Here is a 20,231-nt window from a genome sequence, read left to right as displayed (position 1 = left end):
TTCGCCTCCGGTTTAGAAAAGCGCGTTGTCGCGGTCGATGCGACGCACGATATAGTTGGCGGACACGACGGTGACGAGACCGACGAACGACTGAAGGAATCCGACGGCGGCCGCGGAGTTGATGTCGCCGAGCTTCGTCAGCGCGCGGTACACGTAAGTGTCGATGATGTCCGTCGTCGGGAAGTTCGGTCCGACGTTGTTCGGGATGAAGTAGTGAAGCCCGAAGTCGCCGCGGAAAATGTTGCCGAGTCCGAGAATGAACAGGATAATGACGAGCGGCTTGAGCAGCGGCAGCGTGATCCGGGTCATCATCTGGATGCGGGTCGCGCCGTCGAGCTTGGCGGCTTCGTAGTATTCCGTGCTGATGCCCGTCATGCCGGCGTAGTAGACGAGCGTCGAGAAGCCTACGCCTTTCCACAATGCGATCAGCGGCAGGATGTAGATCCACGGCGCCGTTTCCAAATACCAGTTGTGCTCGGGCAGTCCGAGGAAAGCGAGCACCTTGTTCGCGAAGCCGTTCTCAAAATCGAGAAACGCGTTGCCGATGTAGCCGACGAGCACCATCGAGAGGAAGAAGGGAAGGAACAGCACCGTCTGGTACACTTTCATCAACCGTCCGGACAGCTCGTTCAGCAGCAGCGCCAGCAGCAGCGCCGCGATCGTCCCTGTAATGATGTAGGCGAAATTGTACAGCAGCGTATTGCGAATAATCCGGTACGCGTCTTCCGCTTTGAACAGAAACTCGAAATTCCGAAACCCTACCCACTCGCTTCCGAATATGCCGCGGTCATATCTGAAGTTTTTGAACGCCAGGATGAGGCCGATCATCGGCAGGTAGGCGATGACAAGCTTGAACAGAATGCCCGGCAGCGCGAGGATGAGCAGCTCTCGGTTTTTGCGGAATAGCCGGATCTCGTTGCGGATCCAGCTGGTACGTCTTGCCTGCGAATCGCCCGGGACGGGGGAATCCGCGGCGCTTAGCTTGACGGTTTGGGTCTTGGCCATGGGGATCACCTCCATCTTGGATATGACCCCATCATGCCATGAGCGGAATGCCGATTATACGATTCGATGTTCGAATAACTGTTCCACGGGCGTGTATTAATTGCGAATTCATATGTTTTTTGGGAAAAGGGAGCGGGAATGAGGCGTGGAGGCAGGGGGGAAGTGGCGGAAGTGGCGGAAGTGGCGGGAGTGGCGGGAAATGCAAAAAGAACGAAGCCGGCGGGCTTCGTTCTTTTCTTGCAGCTCGCAGTGTCAGAGGTGCAGGATCGTAAATTTGCAGCTCAGGCGTATATTCAGGACAAATAAGGATTTGACGAATCGCTATGCAGCAGATTCGATCGCCCACCAGCCGAATAAGAATGCCGCACATCGTTATTCGGTCGAACCAACCGCCGACCGGCCAAATAAGAATGCCGCACATCGTTATTCGGCCGAACCAACCGCCGACCGGCCAAATAAGAATGCCGCACATTGTTATTCAGCCGAACCAACCGCCGACCGGCCAAGTAAGAATGCCGCACATCGTTATTCAGCCGAACCAACCGTCTACCGGCCAAATAAGAATGCCGTACATCGTTATTCGGTCGGACCAACCGCCCACCAGTCGAATAAGAATGCCGCACATCGTTATTCGGTCGGACCAACCGCCCACCAGCCGAATAAGAATGCCGCACATCGTTATTCGGTCGAACCAACCGCCGACCGGCCAAATAAGAATGCCGCACATCGTTATTCGGCCGAACCAACCGCCGGGGATTGACCGACTTCACCGTTCACGAGCTCAACGATCGCTTGATCCGATACTCCTTGGGCGTGCTGCCGAACTTGCCCTTGAACAGGCGGAAAAAGTAGCTTTGGTTCGAGTAGCCGCATTGGTCCATGATGTCTGCGATCGTGTCGTCGGTCTGGAGCAGCAGCCTGCGCGCGTGGGCGAGCCGCACTTCGTTCATGTACTCGGTGACCGTCGTGCCGCATTGGTCCTTGAACAGCTTGCCTACGTATGCGGAGGTTAGCTTGACGGTGGTGGCGATCGATTGCTGGCTGAGATTCGGGTCCTGGAACTTCTGCTCGATGAGCGCCTTGATCGTCCCGACAATCCATTCGTAGCGCTCCGAGCCGGACGGGCGCTGGGCTTCGCATATTTGCGCGCATACGGACAGAAAGGACATATAGATGTCCTCCAGCGACCGGTCCCCTTCCGTAATCCTGGGGATTTGCTCCGGGTCCACGGGGATCGCGGCGAGCCGGTTGTTGATCATGTCGGTCGCGGTGTTTTTGACGGCCCACGCGAGATCGGATACGGCGCGTTTCATGTCGTCGTACTGGAACTCCGAGAGCAGCGCGAACGCCTTTTCAAGCTCTCCACCCGCATTCGTCAATTGCCCCTTTTTCAGCGCTTCGGTCAATCTCCGCTCGATATCCGGCGGCAGCGTCCTCCGCCCGCCGGTTAGATTGGCGCGAACGTCAGCGGGTACGATAATGGATTTGTAGCCTTGGGCGAACGTATAAAGGCAAAGCTGATGGGCTTGCCGATAGGCGGCGGAGAGCTGGCTCAGCCTCGATACGGGATCGCCGATGCCGCAGGTCAGCGACAGTCCGTAATATCGCTCGATCGTATCCTGGATTTCCTGGAGGATCGGCCGAGCCTTTTCCATGCGCTCGCTCACGCCGGAGCCGGACAACACGAGCACCGACAGTCCGTCGTGCATGTCCACGGTTTCGCAGCGGTAATCGCCGGCCAAATGCTCATGCGCGATATTGAGGATGGCAAAAGCGTGAAGCCTTCTGGCGAAAGGCGTCGTCGCGCGCTCGTAGTCGGCGTAACGATCGATGCGCAGGACGCAGACGCAGTAGGGGCCGGCGCCAGCGAGCTGCAAGCCGTGGCGCTCGATCAGTTGCGCCATATCCGCTTCGGGAATGCTGCCGCCGTCCGACAGAAATGTACGCAAATAATGCTTTTCGACGATCTGCTCGGCGCTGATCTCCCGCAGCTTCTCGGACAGCCGCAGCACGTTGTCTCCCATGAGGTCGAGCTCGTTCGCGCCGCCGTCTGCCATACCGTTCTTAAGATGCGGCCGAATGCGGCGCAGCATCGCGTCGATCGGACCGTACAGTTTGAATGACAGCCAAAACGAGACGGCCGTCGCGATCAGCAGAAATGCACCTGTCACGAACAGCGCCTTTTCGCGCGTCTTCGCGACTTCCTTCATGACCGGCGCATAGGGCTGAATGTACAAAATGGTCCAGTCGCCGATTCCCCGCATAAAGGTCACGATGCTCTTGCCGGCCCCCGCGTTGCCGACGACGAATCCGGACGATGCTTCCCGTTCGGGATCGTCGTCGGAGACGAGCGCGGTAACGGCTTCCGGGTCGGGCGCGTACACGCCTGACGACTGACCGTCCGACAGCAGACGGCCGTCAGGCGTACGAATAAAGATCGCGCCTTGCCCGCTGCCGCCCCCGTTCATTCTGCGCAGACTGTCGAATACCCAATCCGGCTTGATATACAGGATAAGCGCGGATTCTTTTCCATCATAGGCGCGCAGCGCGTCCGTCACGATAAAGGCGAACGCATCGACATTGCCGTCATTATTGCCGTCGTCTTCGCCGAGGCTGACGGGAATCAGCCTGGAGGTGGGCAGCGGGGCGGGCGAACGGAGCAGCCAATCCAGCATTCTTTGCTTCGTCTCGCCGCCGTCCACGAGAAATTCGCTCGAGGAGCCGAACAGCTCGCCGCTGCCTGCGTTGTAGACGGCCATCGAATGGAGAAAGGAAGAGCTCTCCATCAGCTTCTCCATTTCGTTGTACCCGCGGATATAATCCATCTGCGGAAGCGGCTCCGAGTACATAAGCGGGATCAGAAAGTTGTCGCCGTACGCGAAGCTGGACAGCCGGACGATGATCTCGTTCATATAAGACAGATTGTACTGGATCTGCGTCAATACCTTCAGATTGGAATCCTCCTGCACGCTTCGGACGGATCGCTCGAGCACATAGGAATTGACGGCGGACAGGCCGGTCAGGACGAGCGCCATGGCGATCAAGATCGAGAACAAGACGCGTTGAAAATATCGCCTGGACTTATAAAACCCGAATCCGAACCCGAACCCCTTCATTTCGTCGTGCTCCTTCCCGCTGCAGGCCTGATTTCTCTATTTTTAAATGGAAACGCTTTGAATTGCAACCGGTTGCCTGAAAGAATTCTCGCATGCAGCTCCTGCAGGCGGAACAGAGTTATTGATGGAATTCATAGCCCCATTGGCTTGCTTTTCCAACTTTGTACAGTTTATCGGCGGTTCGCATCGTGGCACGATGGAGTCATGGAGGAGGTGAGTGCGGCGCCGTCGAATATAAAGCCCGCAGCGCGGGCTAGCGTCACGGAGCGAAGCGGAGCCATATCATCCAATATTCGAAAAGAGGGATTCGTGAAGATGTCTAAAAAGAACGGTTTGTCGGCTATATTCAGTCGTAAAGCTGCCGGCGTGTTCTGCGCGTTGACGATCCTGGCGCCGGCGATTCCGGCACCTGCCGCATTTGCCGCTACCGTAAATGTAACCGCTTACGGTGCGAATGGAAGCGATACCGCGGACGATCTGACGGCCATTCAAAACGCGATCAATGCCGCGGCAAGCGGCGACACGGTCTACGTCCCTTCCGGCACCTACTATTTATCCGGCAGTCTCCAGGGAAAGACGGGCGTCAAGCTGCTCGGCCAGGGCAGGGACACGACGATCCTCAAGTATAACGGCACCGGTACCGGCGCCATGGTCTCGCTCAACAACACGAGCAACGTTGAGATCGGCGCGCTGACGCTTGATGCCAATAACAGCACGACGCTCGACGCGGGCATCTGGAGCGAGCCGGGCAGCGGGCACAACATCCATGACAACCGGATTAAAAATCTGGCCAAGACGAGCGGGTTCGCGCCGTTCGGCATCCTGATGTCGGCCGCGCCGAACGTGACGATTAAGAACAACGACTTCGTCAATATGGGCACCGGCTCGATGTGGGGGGCCGCGATGCGGGTCGGTTGGGGCTCCAATGCGCCGCTCATCGAAGGCAACACGATCGCGAACACGGGCCGCGGCGGCATCTTCGTGAACGACGGCGTCGAAGGCGCGGTCATCCGCAGCAACGTCATCACCGGCTCGGGCATCTTCAACGAAGGGCTCGGCATCGAGCTGCACACAAACGTCAACCACTCGATCGTGGAGGACAATCAGGTCGACCACTGGCTGTCCGTCGTCCGTTCGGCGTACAACGCGATCCGGCGCAACACGGTGCATACGACCGACAATACGGTCAAGGGCATCGGGCTCGAGATTATGTCCAACCACTCCGTCACCTCCGACAACCTGGTCGACGGCGGCCAGCAGGTCGGCATGCAGCAGTCGCCGGGCACCGGCTACCAGCTGTGGAACTACAACACGATCAAAAACATCGTGATGTGGGGCATGCAGCTGCAGGGAGAGGGCACGGGCGAGACGGAGCAGTTCCAATATTTTTATAAGAATACGATCAAGGACGGCCCGATCGGCAATCCCGCGGCCGCCTATCCGGGGTACGACGGCAACGCGGTCCGCATCCACGGCAACTCCAAAAATATCACCTTCGACAGCAATACGATTACGAACAACGGCCGCAAGGCGATCGAGATTACGACGGCGTCCGGCACCGACCGCATCAGCTTCGTGAATAACGTCATCACGAACAACGGCGGTCCGTCCATCGACCAGTATCCGTCGTCCGCATCGGATCTCGAGTGGGCGAACAATACGGTCACCGGAAACGGCACCAACACGCAGCTGACGAGCCGCGGCTACGCTGGAGACGTCAAGCCGACCGCGAACTTCACGGCGCCGACGAGCGTTCAGCTCGGACAGTCCGTAACGTTCACCAACACGTCAACCGACAACGGCTCGATTGCCGAAAATCTGTGGGATTTCGGCGAAGGCGTGCCGGTCACGACGGTCAGCCCGACCTATACGTACCAGAAGGCCGGCAACTACCGCGTGACGTTGGTCGTTTGGGACAACACGGGCCGCGCCAACATCAAGGAGCAGACGATCAACGTCTTTTCGGGACCGCCCGACACGACGGCGCCGAGCGCGCCTGCAAGCTTGACGGCGCCTTCCAAGTCCAACGTGACGGTCAACCTGTCCTGGACCGCTTCCACGGATAACGTCGGCGTCATCGGTTACGACGTCTACCGGAACGGCACGATGCTGGGCTCCACAACCGGCGCGACGACTTACAACGTGACGGGTCTTACGCCGAGCACGACGTATACATTTACGGTCAAGGCGAGGGACGCGGCGGGCAACGTTTCTGCGGCAAGCAATACGCTGTCCGTGACGACGGACGCGGGCGACACGCAGGCGCCGACGGCGCCGACCGGCCTGTCCTACACCGCGAAGACCGATACGAGCATCACGCTGTCCTGGAACGCGTCTACGGACAACATGGGCGTGACCGGCTACAACATTTACAACGGCACCACCCAGATCGGCTCTACGACCGGCGCGGTGTCGGTCACGCTGACGGGCCTCAGCCCGAGCACGGCGTACACGCTGACCGTCAAGGCCAAGGACGCTTCCAACAACATTTCGGCGGCGAGCAACGCGATCACGGTCACGACGAATCCGCTCGCGAACTGGGTGAATTGCGCGGGCGAAAACAATCCCTGCAACTTCACCGGAACGAAGGAAGTGCGCTACGGCGCGAACGGCAGCTATGCTTACGGCACGTATACAACCACCGTCATGTGCTCGAACAACGGCTTCGGCGTCGACCCGGCGCCAGGCTATTACAAGACTTGCGACGTGAACACCGCTAGCGGCGGCGGCAGCGGCGGGGATACGCAAGCGCCGACGGCGCCGACCGGACTGACTTCTCCGTCCAAGACCGCGAACGCCGTGAATCTGTCCTGGACGGCATCCACGGACAATGTGGGCGTAACGGGCTACAACGTTTACAACGGAAGTACGCTGGCAGGTAGCACGACCGGCGCCACGTCCTACACCGTGACGGGCCTCTCGGCCAGCACGGCCTACAGCTTCACCGTCAAGGCCAAGGACGCCGCCGGCAACCTGTCTGCCGCCAGCAATACGCTGGCGGTAACGACAAACGCCCCGGCCGGCGACACGCAAGCGCCGACGGCGCCGACGGGACTGACCTCGCCGTCCAAAACGGCGAGCAGCATCAGCCTCTCGTGGACGGCTTCCACGGACAATGTGGGCGTGACCGGCTACGACGTCTATAACGGCAGCACGCTCGCAGGCTCCACGACCGGCGCGACGTCCTACACGGTTACGGGCCTCGCAGCCAGCACGACCTACAGCTTTACGGTGAAGGCCAAGGACGCAGCCGGCAACCAGTCGGCGGCCAGCGGCACGCTGTCGGTCACGACCAACGCCTCCGGCGGCACGACGCCGACTGGCACGATCGTCCGCGAATACTGGACCGGCATCACGGGTCCGACCGTCGCCAGCATCCCGCTGACGACGACGCCGACGGGCACGGCGGTCCTGACCAGCCTCAAAGGTCCTACCAACTGGGGCGACAACTACGGCGACCGGATTCGCGGGTATATCCTGCCGACCGTGACCGGCACGTACCAGTTCGCCATCGCGGGGGACAACAATAGCCAGCTGTACCTGAGCACGGACAGTACAGCAGGCAACAAAGTCATGATCGGCCAAGTCGTCGACTGGACCAACGAAGAAGAATGGGGCCGCAACGCGTCCACACAGCAATCCGGCTCCATCACGCTGACGGCGGGCCAGCGCTACTACGTCGAAGTGCTGCACAAGGAAGAAGGCGGCGGCGACCATGTTGCGGTCGGCTGGAAGACGCCGGGCGCAAGCGCGTTCGTCGTCATCGACGGCGCTTATCTGGCGCCGCTTCAATAATCGAATCGGCCTGACCTGACGGAGGCAGCCGGCATGCGGAGCGTTAGAGGCCGCGTACCGGCTGCCTTAGGCAGCGAAAGGGCATGAGGGCATGCGCCAAGGAGGGGACGACCGAGATGGACGATCGGAAAAAGAATACCGTGGTCGGCGGGGGCGACAGCTTGGTCCGGGAGATTGCGGAGCTTGACGGGGGCGTCGCGGAGATTTACGTCGACGCGGGCCGCGAGGCCGGTCGCGCTGGCGAGTCGGCGGACGGCAGCCCATCGCGTCCGTACAAGGCTATACATGCAGCGCAGGCGGCGGCACGCGCGCTGGCGGCCGCCGGATACGAAGGGCGGATCGACGTCCGCATTCGCGCGGGAACGTACACGTTGTCCGAGCCGCTGCGGCTCGGCAGCGCGGATACGGGCGGCGGCCGTTGCAGGATCACATATAGGGGGGATGACGAGAGCGGGTCTGCAGAGCCGCCCGTCCTCAGTGGAGGCGTCGAGATCGCGGACTGGGAACCGTGGCAGAACGGCATCTGGCGAGCGCCGGTGCCTCAGGGGGTGCGTCCGCGCACGCTGTATGCGGACGGCGCGCGAATCGCCAAGGCGAGGCTGCCGGCCGCCGGTTACTATGAGACCGGGCATGCGGCAGAGCTCGGCGGAGAGCGGGACGGCATCTCCATCGGGGAGCTTCCTGCGAGCGACGCGGCAGCATTCATGGCTGCAGCGCGGGACTGTGTAGGCATGCAGGCTTTCGTATGGCCGGGAGAAGGCGAGTGGAACTGGTTTTCCGAGACGATCCCCGTTCGCGAGGCGAACGCGGAGACGCACCGGATCGTCTTCGCGCGCCCGGCCACCTGGGGCATCGGCGGCGGCTCGCGCTATTATTTGCAAGGCTCGCTGGCATACCTGCGAGAGCCGGGCCAATTCCATTTTGACGAGGGTGCCGCCACGATCTACTACCGACCCGTCTCGGGGACGCCGCTTGAACAGCGCGTGATCGCGCCCGCGCTGCATCGCGTGGTCGAGATCGTCGGAGAAGGCGCGGACCGTCCGGTATCGGGCATCTCCCTTCGCGGGCTGGAATTGGCTTTCACCGACTTTTACGACGATTACCGGATCGTCTCGGACGAGGAATCGGCCAATACAGAGCCCGAAGGGCAGCGCAACGGCCTTGTGTACATTCGCGACGCCGAGGACGTCGAGATCGACAGCTGCCTGCTCCGCTTGTCCGGCTCGTCCGGCGTATTCCTCGACCGCTGCGCCGTGAACGTCAAGCTGACCCGCAACGCAATCGAGCGCTTCGGCCATCACGGCATCTACGCGGTCGGCTATGCGCCGGGGGAAGGCGAATTCCGCGCCCCCGCAGAAGCGAACCTGAACCGGGGGCATCTAATCGCGGACAACGAAATTGTGCGCGGCGGCGAGCTGGTCGGCCATGGGGCGGGCATCCAGCTGTATCAATGCGGCGGATGCGAGATCGCGCACAACCGGATCGCCCATATGCCGCGATACGGCATCTCGATGAAGGGCGTCCGCCAGGGGGCGATGCCGATGACGCTGTGGGGCATTCCCGTAACATGGGACAACCACTGGGATTTCCTTTTCGCGCGAAATAACCGGATTCGGTACAACGACATCTCGGACGTGATGACCGACAGCCAGGACGGCGGCATGATCGAGTCGTGGGGCGTCGGTCTCGGCAATGAGATCCGCGGCAACAGGCTGCATCACAGCGGCATTCGTTTTTCGTTCGGCTTCGGCATCTATCTCGACGACGCCTCAGACGGCTTCACGGTCACGCACAACGTGCTCGATCATCTGTACAGCGCGAATACGGGCAAGCTGTGGATGGCGATTTTCGCAAAGGGCATCGGCAACGTGATCGTGAACAACCTAATCGTCGATAATGCGGATGCCATAAACGCGATCGGCACCCAAGAGATGGTCGGCGAGGCGAATCGGGACCTGACGATCGAGCGCAACATCGTATCCAATTCAGGCAGGATGTACGGGTTCGTCAATTGGAGCCAGGAGCGTCTGACGCTTGCGGACCGCAATTTGTATTGGAACAGCGGCACGCCAAGAAGCGTCTCGGGCGAGCTGCCGGAAACGGCGGTCCCGCTGGGGAAAAATCCGGCTTGGGGCTTCGACTACGATTGGGAGACGTGGCTCTCGGTCTCAGAGGGCCGCTTCGAGGCGAATTCCGTCGTCGCCGATCCGTTATTCGCCTCGGGGGAGGAGGGTGGCTACCGGCTGCGGCCGGATTCGCCCGCTTACGGCCTGGGCTGGGGAGATATTGATTGGTCGCTGATCGGGCCAAGACGCAAGTCTCCCGATTAAAGTTTGCTTTCCGTAAATACGCGCACCATAGCCGCCGGATTCGCTCCGGCGGTTTTTGCCGTTTCCCCGATTTTCGTCGGTCATAACCCGCCTTTTTATGCGGACAGGTCGCCGTCTACCCCGTCCGTCTCGCCGAAGGGGACGTTTATCGGCCGTCCTTAAGGATATTTGACGACCGGCCACTTGACCTTGCGCAGCGCGTTCAGCAGCGCCGGCGACGCGTTCAGGTTCGCCTGGACCAAGTCTCTCGGCGTGAGCGCCATCCATTGGTTCAGCGAGATGTCGGCGAACCGGTCGCTTCGGAACATCTCAAGGAACCACAGCGTCTCGGTTCCCGTATTTTGCACATAATGGCCGAACGCGAACGGCACGTAGCCCACGTCTCCCGCCCTGACGTCAAAGGTCCGGGCGATGCCGTTGCCGCCGAAGACGGTCATCCGGCCCTGTCCGGTCAGATAATACTGCCATTCGTCGTTGTTCGGATGCCAGTGCAGCTCCCGCATCGCGCCCGGCTCGATCTCGACGAGCGCGGCGGCGATCGTCTTTGAGATCGGGAAGTTGGAGGAGTCGACGATCCGCACGCTGCCTCCCGGCGTCCGGAGCGGCTCCTGCGCGAGCAGCTTGTGCTTGAAGGAGAGCGGGACTGCGCCGTACGGCGACTCGACTGCTTCGGATGCGAGGGGGCCGGGCACGCGATCCTCGAAAATGTACACCTGGCGGTCCGGCCGGCCGTCGAACGCGGATTCGGGCACGCCGAAGTTTGCCGCCAGCACGTCCTTCGGCGTGTGCGCGACCCAGTCCGAGATCGACAGCGTATTGAGGTCGGAGAAGCTGCCGTCGTCGAAGACGAGCAGGAACTCGCAGCCCTCCGCAAGCGCCTGGATCGAATGCGGCAGCCCGGCCGGGAAAAACCACAGATCTCCCTTTTCCACGTCGGCAATGAAGTTGCGCCCTTGCGCGTCGACCGACGTGATGCGGGCGCAGCCCCAGATCATGTACGCCCATTCGGACTGCTGATGCCAATGGAGCTCGCGCACGCCGCCGGGGACAAGGCTCATGTTGACGCCGGCGAGCGTCGTCGCGATCGGCAGATCGCGCACGGTGATCTCCCGCGACCAGCCCCCATGGTTTAACTGCATATGCGCGTCCGAAAACGAAAACTTCATGTTGGGCAGCAGGCCGGCGTCCGTCGCCGGCGGGACGAGCATATCCGGATTCTCGAGATCCCTGAGCACGTCGCGGGGCCCGAAGTCGGGACCCCCGGCGCCGTCCTTGCGGACCGGCTGAGGCACTTTAATCGGTCCTGCCGGGATGCTTTTCGCGTTATCGTCCATCAGTCGGAAGGCTCCTTTTCGGCTAACGTCTATCCCCATATGTATGTACACCGGCTTGGTTCTTATGTGCGGCCGAATGTCCGATCGCGAGATTCAAATATCGCAGTTCCGAATCGTCGATAAATTGAGGAAAGTGCAGATCTTGCACTTTCCCTTCTTTGTTTTCCTGCTATGTTCTGGGTGCAATCCAAATTCGATTCAAGAGGAGGCAGTATGATGTCTGTTCGATCAAATTGGGTTCGCACGCTCAGCATAGCCGGTGTGTTGGCGCTTGCGGCAGGTTTTTTACCCCCGCCTGGAGCGAACGCCGCGCCTACGACGTATTATGTGTCCGCATCTTCCGGAAGTCTGACGGGTACGGGGAGTTCGGCCAGTAAATTCAAGACGATCAGCCAATGCGCAGCGGCGATGACGGGCGGCGATACGTGCATGATTGAATCCGGCACGTACAGGGAGACGGTAACGCCGACGAATTCAGGCACTTCGGGCGCGCCGATCCGGTACCAAGCGGCTGCAGGCGCAACCGTTGTCGTCAGCGGCACTGAGCCGATCAGCGGCTGGAGCGTGCACAGCGGCAATATTTACTCCGCCAATCTGACCTGGGACCTGGGCAAGGAGAATCAATTGTTCATAAATAACGGCACGGCCGTGACCCCGCTGTGGGAGGCGCGTTGGCCCAATATCAGCGCCTACAATCTGCCCGGGCTGATGAACGGCGCAGCCGTGGCCGACAACGGCGGGCTGAACACGATCACCGATGCGGATCTGACTTCGACCGGCGTGAACTGGAACGGCGCCAAGATCTGGGTGCGCGGCGGCAACGCTTATCAAGGGATGACCAGCCAGGTGGACAGCTACAATGCCTCTACCGGCGTACTTACTTATGCATCGATTGCCGGCGATTATTCCGCATTGTATCCCAAAGCCGGCAGCACTTATTTCCTCAGCGGCATTCTCGCCGCTCTGGATGCGCCGAGCGAGTGGTACGTCGACGCAGCGGCCCAGAAAGTCTATTTATGAGCGCCTGGCGGGGGGACGCCGACCAATGTCGAGGTCAAAAAACGTAAAACCGCCTTTAATCTGAACGGCAAAAACGATATTCAGATCGCCGGCATTCAGACGTTTGCCGCCAACATCACGATGAACGGCTCGAACAACAACCTGCTGGACGGCGTTAAGGCCGAGTACGTTTACTTCTCGAACTATTCCCAAAATACGACGAATCCCGATCAGCTGAACGGCGGCATCGCCATCGTGGGCGACAACAACGAGATCAAAAACAGTACGATTGCCTATTCGTCCGGCACGCTGATCAATATCGATGGCAGCAATAACCGGATCGTCAACAACTACATTCACGACGGAAGCTATATGGCTTCCTACGATCCGCTGCTCAAGCTGTCGAGCGGCACCAATAACATCATCAGCAGCAACAAAATGGAAAATTCGGGCCGGTACATTATTTACTGGAACAACGGCATCGCCGAGATTTCCTACAACGATATTTCGAACGGCATGTGGCTGTCGCGCGACGGCGCCTTGATCTACGCATGGGGGACCGATCTCGGCAACAGCAACATCCACCACAATCTGATTCACGATGCCGTACACGGCAGCACGGCGAACGAAACGCGGGTCGGACTGTATTTCGACAATTACACCGAGAACGTCGTCGCGCATCATAACGTCATCTACAACAACGACGTGGGCATCCAGATGAACACGCCTGGCAACTACAAGCTTATTTACAACAATACGATCGTGAACAACCTGACGGCCAGCATCGGCTACGGCGGCGATTCGTCCAGTCCGTACAAGACCGAGCTGTACGGCACGCGCGTATTCAACAACATTTTCACCAACGCGGCGTCCCTGACGGATGACGTAGTCCGGGGCTTCAACACGATAACGGGCGACGGACTCAACTTCGCGAATGCCGCGAACAACAATTACCGGCTGAATATCGACTCGACGGCCGTTAACATGGGGGCTGTCATCCCGGGCATCACGGACGGTTATGTCGACGCCGCGCCGGACGCGGGAGCTTACGAATACGGCGGAACGGACTGGACGGCCGGAACGTCCGCGACCGCGCCGTCCTCCTACAGTCCGGTCGTGACGCCTTACATGAACCTGATATACAACAGCGGCTTCGAGAAGAATCTGGAGGGCTGGACACCGTGGACGACCTCGCCGTCCACAGCTACCGCTACCGACAGCAATATTGAGGGCACTTACGCGAACTCGGACTTCCGCAAGCGCGGCGTGCGGACGCGGTTGAAGCTGGGCGCGGGAGGCGGCGTCGAGCAATTGATCACGGGGCTTGCATCAAATACGAAATATAAATTCGTCGCTTGGGTTTATACGGACACGGGCGGCCAGTCCATTAACGTAGGCGTGCTGAATTACGGCGGCGCCGCGATCGATGTCTCTCAAAGCACGGCGAACCAGTACGTGCGCAAGGAAGTCGAATTTACGACGGGGGCGACCGACACGTCCGCCAGGGTGCGTATCTGGAGAGCGGCCGGAGCGACCGGGAATGCCTATGCGGACGATACCGGGCTGTTCGTGATGACGGATTACAACCCGGGCGTCTATAAGAACCAGGCACTGGGCAAGACGACGATCACGGCGAGCGGCGCGCTCAGCTTCCCCGAACGGCTGACCGACGGCTCTACGGCGGCATTCTCCAACATGGACGATACCGGACCGCAATGGGTCAAGATCGATCTGGGCCGCAGCTACGAGCTGGATAAAATCAACTTGCTGCATTACTACACCGCAACGGACGTCCGCACCTATCATGACGTCATTGTGCAATTGTCCAACGATTCCACCTTCGCGACGAAGACGACCGTCTTCAACAACGATGCCAACAATTCCGCCGCCCAGGGGACAGGGACGGACGCCGAATATGCGGAGACGGCGACAGGCAAAGACATCACGTTCGCGAAAACGAACGCGCGGTATATCCGGCTCTGGTCGAACGGGAATAGCAAGTATGACACGCAGCACTACACGGAAGTACAGGCTTGGGGCGTACCGGCTGTTACGCCGACCTCGCCGCTGCAGGGGCGTAAAAACGTAGCGTTGAACGTACCCGAATCTCGGATCACCAGCAGCAGCGCGGTCGGCAATAAGTTCCGAATCACCAACGGCCTGTTCGACGCCTTCGCCAATCAGGACGGCCCTGTGAGCGGGCCAGCCAGTCCGCAGTGGATCCAGCTCGATCTGGGGCAGAAATACAGGCTCGACCAGGTGAAAGTCTGGCACTTCGTTACTTTCGACAGGATCTATTACGACGTCATTATTCAGCTATCCAACGATCCGACGTTTCCGGCATCCGCAACGACGACCGTCTTCAACAACGATGCCGACAACACGGCCGGACAAGGCGCGGGTACGGACGCGCTGTATGCGGACAATGCGGCCGGCAAGACGGTTAACTTCCCGTTGACCGCGGCCAGGTACGTCCGCTTGTGGGCGAACGGGAATCAGAACAACCCGTCGCAGCATTACGTGGAAGTCGAAGTGTACGGCTCACCGGATTACGGCATGGGAACTTAATAAACAACAATATCCAGGAAGGGCGCTCTCAAAAGGTTTTATTGCCTCCACGAGTGCTGCGGTCCAGATGAGAGGCGCTACCCAGCGCCTCTTTGAATCAGGTGCTGCGGTGGACTAACTGTGTAGCTCTAACCAGAACCACTTTGCCTCAGACGGTTAAGAGGAGCAGCCACAGATCACATATGCAAATGGGACGAAGCAGGATATTCCTCTGTTTCGTCCTATTTGTCTATTTTGGCTTCATTATTAGCATGCTGCTTGAAACTTTGAAGCATTATTTATTTGTTTCACGTTATTTATGTTGCACTATTTCGTTATTAGAGTATATTATATATAAAAAATACACACTAATTGAAATTTCGGAGGCTGGAGACATGGAGAGAGAGCTGGCGCTTGAGATCGTACGGGTAACGGAACTGGCGGCACTGGCATCCGCGCCATGGATGGGCAGAGGGGACAAGCATCACGCAGACGGCGCGGCTACGTCCGCTATGCGCGCGATGTTCGATTCGGTATCGGTCAGAGGGACGGTCGTCATCGGCGAAGGGGAGATGGACGAAGCCCCGATGCTATATATTGGCGAAGCCGTCGGCAGCGCGCAGGGACCGGAGGTAGACGTTGCGGTCGACCCGCTCGAGGGCACCGAGATCGTGGCCCGCGGACTGAACAACGCGATGTCCGTCATCGCCGTGGCCGGCAAGGGCAGCCTGCTGCATGCGCCTGACATGTATATGGAAAAGCTGGCCGTCGGCCCTGAGCTTGCGGGCAAGGTAAGCCTGTCCGATCCGCTGGAGAAGACGTTGTACACGGCTGCCGAGCATCTGGGCAAGCCCGTCCGGGAGCTGACGGTCATGCTGCTCGATCGCGACCGGCATGCGGATATCGTGCGGACGCTGCGCGAGGTCGGCGTGCGCATTAAATTTCTGTCCGACGGGGACGTTGCCGGCGCGCTCGCGCCTTCGTTCCCCGAAGCGGGCATCGATCTGTACGTCGGCTCGGGCGGCGCGCCGGAGGGCGTGCTGGCCGCGGCCGCATTGCGCTGCCTGGGCGGCGAGATTCAGGGTCGGCTCATGCCTGCGGACCGGCGCGAATACGACCGCTGTCTCGAGATGGGACTGGCGGATCCGGAGAAAGTGCTGACGATGGACGACATGGTCGGCACCGGCGACGTCATCTTTGCCGCGACCGGCGTGACGCCGGGCGAATTCATGGGCGGCGTGCGGTACTTGCCGGGCGACCGCGCGGAGACGCATTCGATCGTCATGCGGGCGAAGACGCGGACGATCCGGCATATCCGCTCGCTTCATCATCTGCCCAGCAAGCCGCTGCTGCTCGACTTGGCCGTTCGCAGCGCCGAAGCGCCGCTTTCGCCCAATATTGCGGCTTATTAATCAATCCTGTACACTATTCATAGCTTCACTCCGAAAAAGGTCCTGACGGAGTCCGGCGGGGGCGGATGCCCCTTTTGGAGAAGCTCTCGCAATAGTTAGGACAGCCGGGAGGGAGCACCAATCGAACTGACGCCAAGACAGCTTGCCATTATCGAGCGCGTGCGCAGCCATGCCCCGATCACCGGGGATCAGATCGCCGAATCGCTCGGCATCAGCCGTCCGACCATCCGGTCGGACTTATCTGTGCTGGTGATGCTCGGGGTTATCGACGCCAAGCCGAAGGTCGGTTATTTTCCCGGACGCCAGCTGACTGCGGACGGCAGGGCCAGGGATCGGCTGGTTGCGCTGAAGGTGAAGGACATGATGAGCAGGCCGGTCGTCATCCAGGAGACGGCCAGCGTGAACGATGCCGTCATCTCGCTGTTCGTGGAAAATACCGGCATTTTGTCGGTGACGGACAACGAAGGCTATCTCGCGGGTCTCGTTACCATCAAGGATCTGTTGAAGGTGACGCTGGGCAATCCCAACGCGGCATCGATTCCGGTGAGTATGGTGATGACCCGCTTTCCGAGAATCGTCACAGTGACGCCGGAGGACTCGCTCTGGGATGCGGCGAAGAAGCTGCTTCACCATCAGATCGGCGGAATGCCGGTCGTGCAGCCGGCGAGCGGCGACGGCACAGGCCGTCGGATGCTGCTCGAGGTCGTAGGCCGCGTGTCCAAGACGACGATGACGCAGGCGCTGGTCGATCTGACCGAGATTACATAGAAGGCAAGGGATGGGGGAGACGAGATGTCTGACCATGGGGAGCATACGATATTCGTGTGCTCGGATGCGCTCGGGGATACGGCCGAAGCGGTAGCGCGGGCGACGCTGCGCCAGTTCGCGACGGATAAAGCGGTCATAAGGCGCTTCGGTCATATCAAGAGCGAGGACGAGGTAAAGGCCATATTGAAGGAAGCGGTCGGCAAGCGCGTGCTCATCGCCTATACGCTGGTGCAGCCGGAGCTGCGGGACACGATGCGCGAGGAAGCGCTCAGGCTTGGCATACGCGCAGTCGATGTCATGGGGCCGATGATGCAGGCGTTTATCGACACGTTTAACGACGCGCCGAAGTATCAGCCCGGATTGCTGCACGAGATGGACGAATCTTATTTTCGCAAGATCGAGGCGATCGAGTTCGCGGTCAAATACGACGACGGCAAGGACCCGCGCGGCCTGCTCAAGGCGCAGGTCGTGCTAGTTGGCGTATCGCGGACGTCCAAGACGCCGCTCAGCATCTACCTCGCGCACAAAGGCATCCGAACGGCCAACTACCCGCTGACGATCGAGGTCAAGCCGCCGGAAGAGCTGTTCATGAAGGGGAAAGACCGTCTGTTGATCGGATTGACGATGGATCCCGAGCGGCTCACGCGCATTCGCTCGGAGCGGCTTAAGGCGCTAGGCCTGCCGAGTCAGGCGCATTATGCGTCGCCGGACCGGATTCGCCAGGAGATCGAGTTCGCGGGAAGGATTATGGATCGTCTGCAATGTCCCGTTATCGACGTGACGGAGCGTGCGATCGAGGAGACGGCCGGGTTGATTCTGGAGATGCTCTAAGCAATTCGGCGAAATGTTCTAATTAAGCTTGATAATCATTATCAGCCCTGTTATAATTCAAAAAGAAAAGAAGGAACCGGCGAAGTTCCTTCTCCTCTCAAGCATTTATTGGCTTACTTTACTTCAAACGTACCGCAGTCCGTCTCTTCGGACTTGGAAGGCTCCTTGCGGCTGTGCATCGTGACAAAAATGCTTTCCGCTCTGCAATGGTTCTCTTCTGCCCAGAAGCGGCAGGAATTGACTTCGCAGCGAACGTCCTTTGCCATGTTGTTCACCTCGCTCTCGTGAGCCGGGCAATCAAATAACGGAGACCGTCAAGTTGGCGCTTGATGCGACCTCCACCTCTTTCCATTCGGAAAGGGGTATTTGACTTACGGCTTGATTTATTCTTTTATATACTACCAGATATGCTTGTCTGAATCAATGTATGAGACATTTGTGGCGGATATGTCGGGTTGACAAGGTTCAATCGGCATGATATCTTTAATTTAAGATAAATGATATTGAGATAAAGCGAATCGGAGTGATCGACCATGTCGGATCCTGACGTATCGGATAACAATATATCGCTGAAGCTGTTCGTCGTACTGTCCAAGGCGCACCGGAGCCTTATGGATCAAGCGATGCGGGATATGCGCGACCAAGGACTCAGTCCTTCCGAGTTCGGCATCATGGAGGTGCTGTACGCGAAGGGAAGGACGCCGATCCAGCAAATCGCCGGCAAGATGCTGCTGACGAGCGGTACGATGACGTACAACATCGACAAGCTGGAGGACAAGGCGTTGATCCGCCGGGTGCTTAGCCGGGAGGACCGCCGTGTCGTGTTCGCCGAGCTGACGGAAAAAGGGACGGCGTTGTTCGATGACATTTTCCCGAGGCATGCGAGCAAGATCCAGGGCATGATGGATGTTCTGACCGTAGAGGAGCAGCAGGAAGCGATCCGCTTGCTCAAGCTGCTCGGTAAAGGCGGGGCGGTCTAGCCGCGTCAGGCCTTACAGAAGAGGAACGTCGACAATAGCGTCACAGGCAGTCGATTGAACCGCGTTACGACGAAATGCGCAATATAAACTCGGGGGGTTGAAGACGATGGAACTCAAGCTCAAAGGCATTCATCACGTATCGGCAATCACGGGCACGGCAGCGGGCAACGTTGACTTTTATACGAAGACGCTCGGGATGCGGCTGGTCAAAAAGACGGTGAACCAGGACGATACGTCCGTTTATCACTTGTTCTACGGGGACGAGCGAGGGAATCCGGGCACGGAACTCACGTTTTTCGAATTTCCTACCGCATGGCGCAGCCGGCCGGGAACGAGCAGCATCTCCGCGACTTCGCTGCGCGTGCCGGGCGATACGGCGTTGACGTATTGGCAGCATCGGTTTACACACTTCGAGGTCGATCAAGACGAGATCGTGGAGCGCGGCGGGCGCCTGACGCTGGCCTTCCGCGATCCTGAAGGTCAGCGGCTCATCCTCGTATCCGACGAGCACGATGCCGGCGTCGCCGGCGGCAAGCCTTGGGACAAGAGCGAGGTACCCGCAGAATTCGGCATCGTCGGACTCGGTCCGGTGCAGCTTACGGTTCTCCGCGCGGAACGCACCGAACGGGTGCTGACGGAGCTGATGGGCTATAGAAGGAAGGGGCAGTATGCATCCGACGTCGCAGGACAGCCCGATATCGTCGTATTTGAGACCGGCGAGGGCGGCAGCGGCACGGAGATCCACCTCGAGGAACGCGACGATCTGAAGCAGGAACGCCAAGGCATCGGGGCGGTGCATCACGTGGCTTTCCGCGTGGAAGACGAGGAGGAGCTGCGCGCCTGGATCGGGAAGATCACATCGGCGGGTCTCGTCAACTCGGGCTATGTCGACCGCTTTTATTTCAAGTCGCTCTACTTCAGAGAACCGAACGGCATCCTGTTCGAGCTGGCGACCGACGGTCCCGGATTCGATACGGACGAGCCGCTGGATCAACTTGGCGAGCGGCTCGCGCTGCCGCCGTTCCTGGAGCCGAAGCGGGAACGCATCGAGGCCGGATTGCAGCCGATCTGACGATGATGACCTGTATTTAAAAAGGAGGAGAATCCCATGTCC

Annotated in this window: 15 protein-coding genes; 11 read left to right on the top strand and 4 right to left on the bottom strand. The window is 59.5% G+C overall.

Annotation, left to right across the window (positions count from 1 at the left end):
* Positions 1-12: 12 nt before the first annotated feature.
* Positions 13-1,005: an ABC transporter permease gene (locus ACFSR7_RS27340; RefSeq protein WP_378167129.1), complete on the bottom strand. Its 993-nt coding sequence runs from the start codon at positions 1,003-1,005 to the stop codon at positions 13-15.
* A 162-nt stretch (positions 1,006-1,167) separates the two neighbouring features.
* Here ACFSR7_RS27340 and ACFSR7_RS27335 point away from each other — a divergent pair, with 162 nt between their 5' ends.
* Both ACFSR7_RS27335 and ACFSR7_RS27330 read left to right on the top strand, forming a co-directional pair.
* Entirely contained in the window at positions 1,168-1,311 is a 144-nt protein-coding gene (locus tag ACFSR7_RS27335; RefSeq protein ID WP_378167127.1) for a hypothetical protein, read from the top strand.
* Positions 1,312-1,315: 4 nt separating this feature from the next.
* Positions 1,316-1,765 carry a hypothetical protein gene (locus tag ACFSR7_RS27330; protein WP_378167125.1) on the top strand — a complete coding sequence of 150 codons (450 nt, stop codon included), beginning with the start codon at positions 1,316-1,318 and terminating at the stop codon, positions 1,763-1,765.
* A 13-nt stretch (positions 1,766-1,778) separates the two neighbouring features.
* Here ACFSR7_RS27330 and ACFSR7_RS27325 read toward each other — a convergent pair whose 3' ends face one another.
* Positions 1,779-4,121 (bottom strand): helix-turn-helix domain-containing protein, encoded by a 2,343-nt coding sequence (locus ACFSR7_RS27325; protein WP_378167124.1) that lies wholly within the window; start codon positions 4,119-4,121, stop codon positions 1,779-1,781.
* A gap of 315 nt (positions 4,122-4,436) precedes the next feature.
* Here ACFSR7_RS27325 and ACFSR7_RS27320 point away from each other — a divergent pair, with 315 nt between their 5' ends.
* Both ACFSR7_RS27320 and ACFSR7_RS27315 read left to right on the top strand, forming a co-directional pair.
* Positions 4,437-7,916: a fibronectin type III domain-containing protein gene (locus ACFSR7_RS27320; RefSeq protein WP_378167122.1), complete on the top strand. Its 3,480-nt coding sequence runs from the start codon at positions 4,437-4,439 to the stop codon at positions 7,914-7,916.
* A gap of 116 nt (positions 7,917-8,032) precedes the next feature.
* Positions 8,033-10,246 carry a right-handed parallel beta-helix repeat-containing protein gene (locus ACFSR7_RS27315; protein ID WP_378167120.1) on the top strand — a complete coding sequence of 738 codons (2,214 nt, stop codon included), beginning with the start codon at positions 8,033-8,035 and terminating at the stop codon, positions 10,244-10,246.
* Positions 10,247-10,404: 158 nt separating this feature from the next.
* On the opposite strand, the gene ACFSR7_RS27310 is transcribed toward ACFSR7_RS27315, so the two are convergent.
* Positions 10,405-11,580, bottom strand: coding sequence for an oxalate decarboxylase family bicupin (locus tag ACFSR7_RS27310; RefSeq protein WP_378167118.1), 1,176 nt, complete (start codon positions 11,578-11,580; stop codon positions 10,405-10,407).
* Positions 11,581-11,796: 216 nt separating this feature from the next.
* On the opposite strand from ACFSR7_RS27310, the gene ACFSR7_RS27305 reads away from it, so the two are divergent.
* The 5 genes from ACFSR7_RS27305 to ACFSR7_RS27285 all read left to right on the top strand — a co-directional run bounded on the left by ACFSR7_RS27305 (position 11,797) and on the right by ACFSR7_RS27285 (position 18,137).
* Entirely contained in the window at positions 11,797-12,600 is an 804-nt protein-coding gene (locus ACFSR7_RS27305) for a hypothetical protein (protein WP_378167116.1), read from the top strand.
* A gap of 120 nt (positions 12,601-12,720) precedes the next feature.
* Complete coding sequence (locus ACFSR7_RS27300; protein ID WP_378167115.1) at positions 12,721-15,147, top strand: galactose-binding domain-containing protein; 2,427 nt, start codon at positions 12,721-12,723, stop codon at positions 15,145-15,147.
* Between the two features lie 374 nt (positions 15,148-15,521).
* A complete protein-coding gene (gene glpX, locus ACFSR7_RS27295) occupies positions 15,522-16,538 on the top strand; it encodes a class II fructose-bisphosphatase (protein WP_378167113.1) in 1,017 nt (338 codons plus the stop codon).
* A 120-nt stretch (positions 16,539-16,658) separates the two neighbouring features.
* Positions 16,659-17,306, top strand: coding sequence for a helix-turn-helix transcriptional regulator (locus tag ACFSR7_RS27290; RefSeq protein WP_378167199.1), 648 nt, complete (start codon positions 16,659-16,661; stop codon positions 17,304-17,306).
* A 24-nt stretch (positions 17,307-17,330) separates the two neighbouring features.
* The gene (locus ACFSR7_RS27285; RefSeq protein WP_378167111.1) at positions 17,331-18,137 is read left to right on the top strand and encodes a pyruvate, water dikinase regulatory protein; all 807 of its coding nucleotides are present in this window, start codon (positions 17,331-17,333) and stop codon (positions 18,135-18,137) included.
* Between the two features lie 113 nt (positions 18,138-18,250).
* Here ACFSR7_RS27285 and ACFSR7_RS27280 read toward each other — a convergent pair whose 3' ends face one another.
* Positions 18,251-18,403 (bottom strand): DUF1540 domain-containing protein, encoded by a 153-nt coding sequence (locus tag ACFSR7_RS27280; RefSeq protein WP_282908061.1) that lies wholly within the window; start codon positions 18,401-18,403, stop codon positions 18,251-18,253.
* A gap of 267 nt (positions 18,404-18,670) precedes the next feature.
* Here ACFSR7_RS27280 and ACFSR7_RS27275 point away from each other — a divergent pair, with 267 nt between their 5' ends.
* Together ACFSR7_RS27275 and ACFSR7_RS27270 are read left to right on the top strand one after the other, a co-directional pair.
* Entirely contained in the window at positions 18,671-19,117 is a 447-nt protein-coding gene (locus ACFSR7_RS27275) for a MarR family winged helix-turn-helix transcriptional regulator (RefSeq protein WP_378167109.1), read from the top strand.
* A gap of 106 nt (positions 19,118-19,223) precedes the next feature.
* A complete protein-coding gene (locus ACFSR7_RS27270; protein WP_378167107.1) occupies positions 19,224-20,189 on the top strand; it encodes a ring-cleaving dioxygenase in 966 nt (321 codons plus the stop codon).
* The last annotated feature ends 42 nt before the right edge of the window (positions 20,190-20,231 follow it).

It is taken from the genome of Cohnella sp. GCM10020058 (assembly GCF_042683485.1).
Lineage (GTDB): Bacteria > Bacillota > Bacilli > Paenibacillales > Paenibacillaceae > Cohnella.
This window is presented reverse-complemented; position numbering and strand designations above follow the sequence as displayed.

Coding starts and splice junctions, on each gene's coding strand:
- ACFSR7_RS27340 (WP_378167129.1), bottom strand. CDS start 1,005: ATGGCCAAGACCCAAACCGTCAAGCTAAGCGCCGCGGATTCCCCCGTC.
- ACFSR7_RS27325 (WP_378167124.1), bottom strand. CDS start 4,121: ATGAAGGGGTTCGGGTTCGGATTCGGGTTTTATAAGTCCAGGCGATAT.
- ACFSR7_RS27320 (WP_378167122.1), top strand. CDS start 4,437: ATGTCTAAAAAGAACGGTTTGTCGGCTATATTCAGTCGTAAAGCTGCC.
- ACFSR7_RS27315 (WP_378167120.1), top strand. CDS start 8,033: ATGGACGATCGGAAAAAGAATACCGTGGTCGGCGGGGGCGACAGCTTG.
- ACFSR7_RS27310 (WP_378167118.1), bottom strand. CDS start 11,580: ATGGACGATAACGCGAAAAGCATCCCGGCAGGACCGATTAAAGTGCCT.
- ACFSR7_RS27305 (WP_378167116.1), top strand. CDS start 11,797: ATGTCTGTTCGATCAAATTGGGTTCGCACGCTCAGCATAGCCGGTGTG.
- ACFSR7_RS27300 (WP_378167115.1), top strand. CDS start 12,721: ATGAACGGCTCGAACAACAACCTGCTGGACGGCGTTAAGGCCGAGTAC.
- glpX (WP_378167113.1), top strand. CDS start 15,522: ATGGAGAGAGAGCTGGCGCTTGAGATCGTACGGGTAACGGAACTGGCG.
- ACFSR7_RS27285 (WP_378167111.1), top strand. CDS start 17,331: ATGTCTGACCATGGGGAGCATACGATATTCGTGTGCTCGGATGCGCTC.
- ACFSR7_RS27280 (WP_282908061.1), bottom strand. CDS start 18,403: ATGGCAAAGGACGTTCGCTGCGAAGTCAATTCCTGCCGCTTCTGGGCA.
- ACFSR7_RS27275 (WP_378167109.1), top strand. CDS start 18,671: ATGTCGGATCCTGACGTATCGGATAACAATATATCGCTGAAGCTGTTC.
- ACFSR7_RS27270 (WP_378167107.1), top strand. CDS start 19,224: ATGGAACTCAAGCTCAAAGGCATTCATCACGTATCGGCAATCACGGGC.